6 protein-coding genes are annotated in these 6,941 nt (G+C 38.7%); all 6 read left to right on the top strand.

Going from position 1 to position 6,941, the window contains the following annotated elements:
* Positions 1-453: chorismate-binding protein (locus ACOX6R_RS06795; RefSeq protein ID WP_433448590.1), on the top strand; the 453-nt coding region annotated here is incomplete at its 5' end.
* 8 nt (positions 454-461) lie between these two features.
* Positions 462-1,235, top strand: coding sequence for a 3-deoxy-7-phosphoheptulonate synthase (gene aroF, locus ACOX6R_RS06790; protein ID WP_433448588.1), 774 nt, complete (start codon positions 462-464; stop codon positions 1,233-1,235).
* Entirely contained in the window at positions 1,225-1,938 is a 714-nt protein-coding gene (locus ACOX6R_RS06785) for an aminotransferase class IV (RefSeq protein WP_433448586.1), read from the top strand. The genes aroF and ACOX6R_RS06785 overlap by 11 nt, the downstream gene beginning before the upstream one ends.
* Before the next feature lie 210 nt (positions 1,939-2,148).
* On the top strand, positions 2,149-3,591 hold the full coding sequence (locus tag ACOX6R_RS06780; RefSeq protein ID WP_433448584.1) for an amidohydrolase: 1,443 nt from the start codon (positions 2,149-2,151) through the stop codon (positions 3,589-3,591).
* 9 nt (positions 3,592-3,600) lie between these two features.
* Positions 3,601-4,998 (top strand): YfcC family protein, encoded by a 1,398-nt coding sequence (locus tag ACOX6R_RS06775; protein WP_433448582.1) that lies wholly within the window; start codon positions 3,601-3,603, stop codon positions 4,996-4,998.
* A gap of 119 nt (positions 4,999-5,117) precedes the next feature.
* On the top strand, positions 5,118-6,740 hold the full coding sequence (locus ACOX6R_RS06770) for a gamma-glutamyltransferase family protein (RefSeq protein ID WP_433448580.1): 1,623 nt from the start codon (positions 5,118-5,120) through the stop codon (positions 6,738-6,740).
* The last annotated feature ends 201 nt before the right edge of the window (positions 6,741-6,941 follow it).

Here is a 6,941-nt window from a genome sequence, read left to right as displayed (position 1 = left end):
TGTGAAATTGGTTCAGTTGAAGTTCCAAAGTACATGGACGTTGAAACTTACAAGACTCTTCACCAGCTTGTGACTACAGTATGTGGCAAAATCAAAAAAGACGTGGACGTGATCGAAGTTCTGGAAAAAACTTTCCCAGGTGGATCGATGACGGGTGCTCCAAAGATAAGAACTCTTGAGATAATAGACGAACTTGAAGAGGTGCCTCGCGGAGTCTACTCTGGAACAATTGGGTATATTTCTAACAACTCATGTATGGACTTTAATATTGTAATAAGAACGGCAGTGATAGAAGATGATAAGGCGACAATCGGCGTTGGCGGCGCAATAATTCTTCTTTCCGATGATGAGGACGAATTTGACGAAATAGTTTTAAAGGCAAAGGGGTCTCTACTTGCTCTTCAGTCTTATTACAATAATTTTGACGAAATAGAAATTGAGGGAAGTAACTAGGTGATAAGATGAAAAAAGATAATAAAATTATTAGAGTTAAGGACACTGTAATTGGCGGCGAAAAACCAGTTTTAATTGCAGGTCCCTGCTCTATTGAGTCTCGCGAGCATATTATAGAAGAGGCGAAGGCTCTAAAAGAATTGGGCGTCGACATAATTCGTGGCGGTGCCTTTAAGCCGAGAACGAGTCCACTTGACTTTCAAGGGATCGGCTTTCGCGGCGTAGAATATTTAAAAGAGGCGGCAGAAACTGTAAACCTCCCCTTCGTTACAGAGGTCTTGAGTGAAGACGATGTAGACAGAATGATTGATTATGTGGACATCTTCCAAGTTGGCTCAAGAAACATGTATAATTACGCCCTTCTTAAAAAAATTGCAAGGACAAATAAGCCTGTAATTTTAAAGAGAGGTTTCTCTGCAACTATTTACGAGTGGCAAATGGCTGCAAAATATTTAGAAGAAGGCGGAAACGACAATATAATCTTCTGCGAAAGAGGAATTAGAACTTTTGAAACTGAAACTCGTAACACCTTGGACCTTGCTGGAGCATATATTATAAAAGAAAAGACAGGATATCCTGTAATAGTCGACCCAAGTCACGGAACGGGCAAAAGAGAACTAATCATGCCGATGACTCGCGCAACTCTTGCCCTTGGACTTGACGGAGTTATGATTGAGGTTCATCCAAATCCAGACGAAGCAATTAGCGACGCAGCACAGACAATTGGCTACGACGATTACAAAAAAATTGCAGATTATGTAGGTAAATTCCATGAAGATTGAGCTTGATGATGGATTTTTATTTGGAAAGGGTGCCTTTGAGACCATAAAGGTAGTTAATGGAGCGCCATTATTTTTAAAAGAACATTTAAATAGGCTAAAAAGTAGCTTGGAGTTTTTTGGTATCGATAGAAAAATTGACACCGACGAAATTTATAAATATATAGAAGACTCAGATGAAAAAAACTTCGCACTAAAAATAATCGCATCAGATAAAAATTTTATAATTACAAGTCGCCCAGACAATTACAGAGATGATTACAAAAGTTTTAGGCTTAAAATTTCTGATGCCAGGAGAAATTCTTCGTCGAAGATGATTTATCACAAGAACCTGTGCTACTACGAAAATATTTACGAGCACAGACTTGCAGCAAGTTTTGGATATGACAACGCGCTCTTTTTAAACGAAAGAGGCGAAGTGAGCGAATGTGACTTTTCAAATATCTTCTTTGTAAAAGGCGATATGATTTATACACCTCCCCTTTCATCTGGACTTTTAAGGGGAACTATGCGTGAATATTTAATGGAGATTTTTAAAATAGAAGAAAGAGTCATAAAGCGTGATGAAATAAAAAATTTCGACGAGTGCTTTATCTCAAATTCCCTAATGGGAATAAGAAGCGTCGAGTCAATAGACGACTTCGAGTTTAAAAAATTTGACGAGGCAGATAAAATTTTAAAAAACTTGCAAAAATTTGGATTTTAAATTTAGAATTATCACAAGAGTGGTAATTCTTTTTTTTGCAAAATCTTAAAATAAATTTATAAGTAGAGCAAAATATATTCATATGTAAATATAAATAATACTTTTCTAGAATTATGCTTTACTATATTATCCTACTTCATTTTTAATAGATATAAAGATTGTTTCTTTTTAATTCACTTATTTGTGAATTAAAGTGGAAGGAGGAAGTATATGAAAAACTATGCAGATGATGTAAGAAAAGTATTAGATGAGAATTTTGATAAATTTTCCAATTTAGCCGATTACATCTGGGAACATCCAGAACCAGGTCTAATCGAATACGAATCTAGTAAAAAATTGATGGAGTTTTTAAAAGACGAAGGTTTTGAAATTGAAAATCCAATCTCTGGAATGGAAACAGCATTTAAGGCAACTTATGGAAATAGCGGTCCAGTCATTGGTTTTTCTGTAGAGTACGATGCTCTACCAGGCCTTTCTCAAAAAAGAGGATCAGCTACCAAGGAGGAACTTGTTCCAGGAGGAGCTGGCCACGGCTGCGGTCACAATATATTGGGAGTGGGAGCTCTTGGTGGCGCAGTTGTTTTAAAAGATTTAATTGAAAATGAAAAATTAGACGCAAGCGTCGTTGTCGTTGGTGCACCTTCAGAAGAACGTGACGGTGCAAAGACATTTATCGGCCGCGACGGATATTATGAAGGAATAGATATAATGCTTACATGGCATCCCGAATCCAAAAATGCAATTTGGAACGGCGGAAGCCTTGCAAATATAATCGTAACTTATAACTTTAAGGGCACAACATCTCACGCTGCAGCAGCACCACAACTTGGAAGATCAGCCCTAGATGCATGTGAACTTATGAATGTTGGAGTAAATTATCTTCGCGAGCACGTTGTGGACAGTGCAAGAATTCACTACGCATATCTAGACGTTGGCGGCAACGCACCTAATGTTGTACAGTCTCACGCAACTCTTTATTATTTCATAAGAGCTGCCAAAATTGACGACGCACTAAACATTTACGAGAGAATAAATAATATTGCAAAGGGCGCAGCTCTAATGGCTGGCGTCGAAGTCGAAATAAATCTAAAGGGTGCCCTTGCAGACTTTAGTCCAAATTTATATTTATCTGGAGTTTTATACGACTCAATTAAAGAATTTGGCACACCTAAGTTTGACGAAGACGACCTTAAACTTGCAAAAGAACTTTATGAAACATTAGATGATAACACTAAAAAGGCAGCCGTAGAAAATATGACATATCTCTACGGCGATGAGCTTGCAAAAGAGCAGATTGCAAACCACATTGCAACAGAGCTCGCACCATTTGACGGAAAATATGGCAAGATGGAAGTAATTTCATCAGATGTTGGAGAGCTTTCCCACTACGTTCCAACTGCTCAAATGTTTTTGGCAGCATCTCCTGTTGGCACACCACTTCACACATGGCAAATGTGCTCATCTGCAGGTGGCTCAATCGGCAAAAAGACACTCTACTCAGCTATTGGATCCCTTGCAACTTGCGGACTTAAAGCAGCACTTGAGCCTGAAGTAATCGAAAAGGCGCACGAAGAATTTGATAGCGTCATCGGAAAATACGAAGCACCAATCCCTGAAGATTTAAAAATCAGAGACCCTAATATAGAAAGCTAGGTGTAAAAAATGAAAGAAAAGAAAGACAAACAGAAGAATAAAAATGTAAACCCTTATCTCTTACTATTTTTAGTAATAGTTGCTTGTGGACTTTTGTCCTATGTAATTAGCCCGGGCGCTTTCATCAGAGAAACAGTTAACGGCAAGACAGTAATTGACCCTACTTCCTACCACGTTGTAGAGAGAACTCCAGTGTCCTTCTTGGATTTCTTTAAAGCAGTTCCCGAAGGACTAATCGGCGCAGGAAATGTTGTATTCTTGATACTAATCGTCGGTGGCTCCATCGAAGTTCTAAACCGAAGTGGCGCACTTGGTATGGGAATAAATAAACTTATCGACAAATTTGGCGACAAGGGCAATGCCATGATCGTCATCATAATGATTTTCTTCTCAATCCTCGGCGGATTCTTGGGTTGGGTTGAGGCGGCAGTTCCATTTGTTCCAATCATCATACCAATAATTATCGCCTTGGGTTACGACGCAATGACTGCGGCAGCCGTAGTAATTTTAGGACTACTCGTATCCTTTGCCGTTGGACCAACAAATGTCTACACAGTTGGAGTTGCACACGAAGTTGCAGAACTTGAGATGTTCTCAGGTTTTCAATTTAGAACTGTTGTGTATCTAGTTTTCGTACTAACAGCAATACTATACACTCTAAGGTACGCAAGAAAAGTTAAGAAAAATCCAGAACTTTCTCTTACAAAAGATGTTGACACAAGCAAGATGGCAATCGACCTAACTCAGTTCGAAGGAAAAGACTTCACTACAGGTCAAAGACTATCACTTCTTGCACTACTAATCATATTTGTAATAGTAATGTATGGAATGCTTAAACTTGGCTGGGGCATGAACGAGATGACTGGAATGTTCTTCCTATTTGCAATCATCTGCGGTGCACTAAACAAGATGGGCGTAGACGGCACAACAAATGCAATAATCGACGGAATAAAGGGCGCAGTTGGTGGCGCAATGATCGTCGGAGTTGCAAGAGGTGTACAGTGGATACTTGAAACAGGCGGAGTAATCGACCCAATAATCAACGCACTTTCAAAATTAATCTCTGGCTGGCCAACAACACTTTCAGCAATAGGAATTGTAATAATAGTTTCACTACTAAACGGACTTGTTCCATCTGGTTCAGGAAAAGCAGTAGCACTTATGCCACTTATCATTCCTCTAGCAGATATAGTTGGACTATCAAGACAAACTGCAATCCTCGCTTACCAATTTGGTGATGGTATCACTAATATGTTCTGGTTCACTTATGGAACACTTTTGATGTTCTTGGGATTTGCCAATGTTCCACTAAAGAAATGGTACAAATTCTTGTGGCCACTTGGAATAATACTGACAGTATTTGCCTTTATATTCTTGGCAATAGCAGTAAAAATAAATTATGTATAAAGAGATTAAAAGACATTTTGGATAATCCAGAATGTCTTTTTTTGTAGTTATTTTGCACTTATATTATAATAAGATTGTTGGCAGTTAACTTAATTTATTTAAATAGAAAGGTGTGCGAGATGTCAAAAAATATTTTTGATTTCGACTGTTTAAAATACGATCACTCTTCGAGAAGAACTGTGACTTTTGGAAGGCGCGGAATGGTTGCAACAAGCCAAAACCTTGCAGCTTCAGCCGGCCTTGATATATTAAAAAAAGGTGGCAACGCAGTTGATGCTGCAATTGCAACAGCAGCTTGTCTTACTGTCGTTGAACCCACTTCAAACGGAATTGGCGGAGACGCCTTTGCAATAATTTACTTTAAAGATAAACTACACGGCATAAACGGAAGTGGCTTTGCGCCAGAACTTATAAATAAAGACGAGATTATAAACTTGGGATATAAAGAGATGCCGATACGCGGATGGATTCCCGTAATGGTTCCTGGAGTTCCCGCAACTTGGGCCAAGCTTTCAAAAAAATTTGGAAACTTAAAATTAATAGAATGTCTTGAACCTGCAATTTATTACGCACGCGAGGGCTTTCCCGTATCACCAATCGTCTCAAGACTTTGGGAGAATGCCTTTTTAGAATTTAAAAAAGATTTAAAGGGCGAAGAATTTGAAGAACTCTTTAAAGTTTTTACTGACGGTGGCAAAACTCCAAAAGCAGGAGACATTTGGAAACTAAAAGACCACGCAAAAACTTTAGAAATAATTGGAAAAACTAATGCAGAAGACTTTTATAAGGGAGAACTTGCAGAAAAAATCGACGCCTTCTCCAAAAAAACTGGTGGCTACATAAGAAAGAGCGACTTAGAAAAGTACGAAACATCTTGGGTAAATCCCGTGAGCATCAACTATCGAGGATACGACATTTGGGAGATTCCACCAAACGGCGACGGAATTATTGCACTTATGGCACTAAACATTTTAAAAGAATTTGAAATGGCTGAATGCGACGACTTTAACTCCATCCACCAAAAAATTGAGGCGATGAAGCTTGCCTTTGCCGATGGAAATAAATATATCGCCGACAAAAACTTCATGAAGGTAAGTGTCGAAGAACTCTTATCAGATAAATATGCAAAAATTAGAAAAAAATTAATTACAGAAGAAGCAATGATGCCTTTAGCAGGTCACCCTAATGGATCTAGCACAGTTTATATAGCAACAGCTGATAGCGACGGCAACATGGTCTCATACATTCAAAGTAATTACAAGGGATTTGGCAGCGGAATTGTCGTGCCAGAAACTGGAATTGCCCTACAAGATAGAGGAGCAAACTTCTCCCTAGATGAAACTTCTGTAAATGTAATTGCGCCTCTTAAAAAATCCTTTCACACAATAATACCAGGCTTTATCACAAAAGATCATGACGCGATTGGACCATTTGGAGTAATGGGAGAATTCATGCAGCCGCAAGGTCACCTACAAGTAGTATCAAATTTAATTGATTACAACATGAACCCACAAGCAGCACTAGATGCACCGAGATGGCAGTGGATTAAAGATAAAAAAGTATTGGTCGAAAAAGAAATGCCACAGGAATTTGTAACATCACTTTTGGATAGAGGCCATGAAGTAGAAGTAGCAAAAGATAGACTAAGCTTTGGCCGCGGACAAATAATACTAAAAAAAGAAAACGGAGCATACGCTGGCGGAACAGAACCAAGGACCGACGGATGCGTCGCAAGCTGGTAGAGACTTTAGGGGAATATTACTTATTGTAAGATGAGTTGTGGTTGATTACCACTAACTCGTCATCCTGAACGGAGGAAGGTGGTATACTATAATCATAGAAAAACCTTAATGACAAAAACAGAAAAATGATTTGATTGCACTACAAGTATAAATTTTTAAAAGGACCTGTCAAGGGGCGTAGGAGCTTATGCCCTTGACAGA

This window comes from Peptoniphilus sp. (assembly GCF_050943655.1).
Lineage (GTDB): Bacteria > Bacillota > Clostridia > Tissierellales > Peptoniphilaceae > Peptoniphilus_A.
Note: the sequence above shows the minus strand (reverse complement) of the source record. Positions and strands in the feature narration are given on the sequence as shown.

Excerpts from the sequence above, each read along its gene's own strand:
- aroF (WP_433448588.1), top strand. The coding sequence starts at position 462 with ATGAAAAAAGATAATAAAATTATTAGAGTTAAGGACACTGTAATTGGC.
- ACOX6R_RS06775 (WP_433448582.1), top strand. The coding sequence starts at position 3,601 with ATGAAAGAAAAGAAAGACAAACAGAAGAATAAAAATGTAAACCCTTAT.
- ACOX6R_RS06770 (WP_433448580.1), top strand. The coding sequence starts at position 5,118 with ATGTCAAAAAATATTTTTGATTTCGACTGTTTAAAATACGATCACTCT.
- ACOX6R_RS06780 (WP_433448584.1), top strand. The coding sequence starts at position 2,149 with ATGAAAAACTATGCAGATGATGTAAGAAAAGTATTAGATGAGAATTTT.
- ACOX6R_RS06785 (WP_433448586.1), top strand. The coding sequence starts at position 1,225 with ATGAAGATTGAGCTTGATGATGGATTTTTATTTGGAAAGGGTGCCTTT.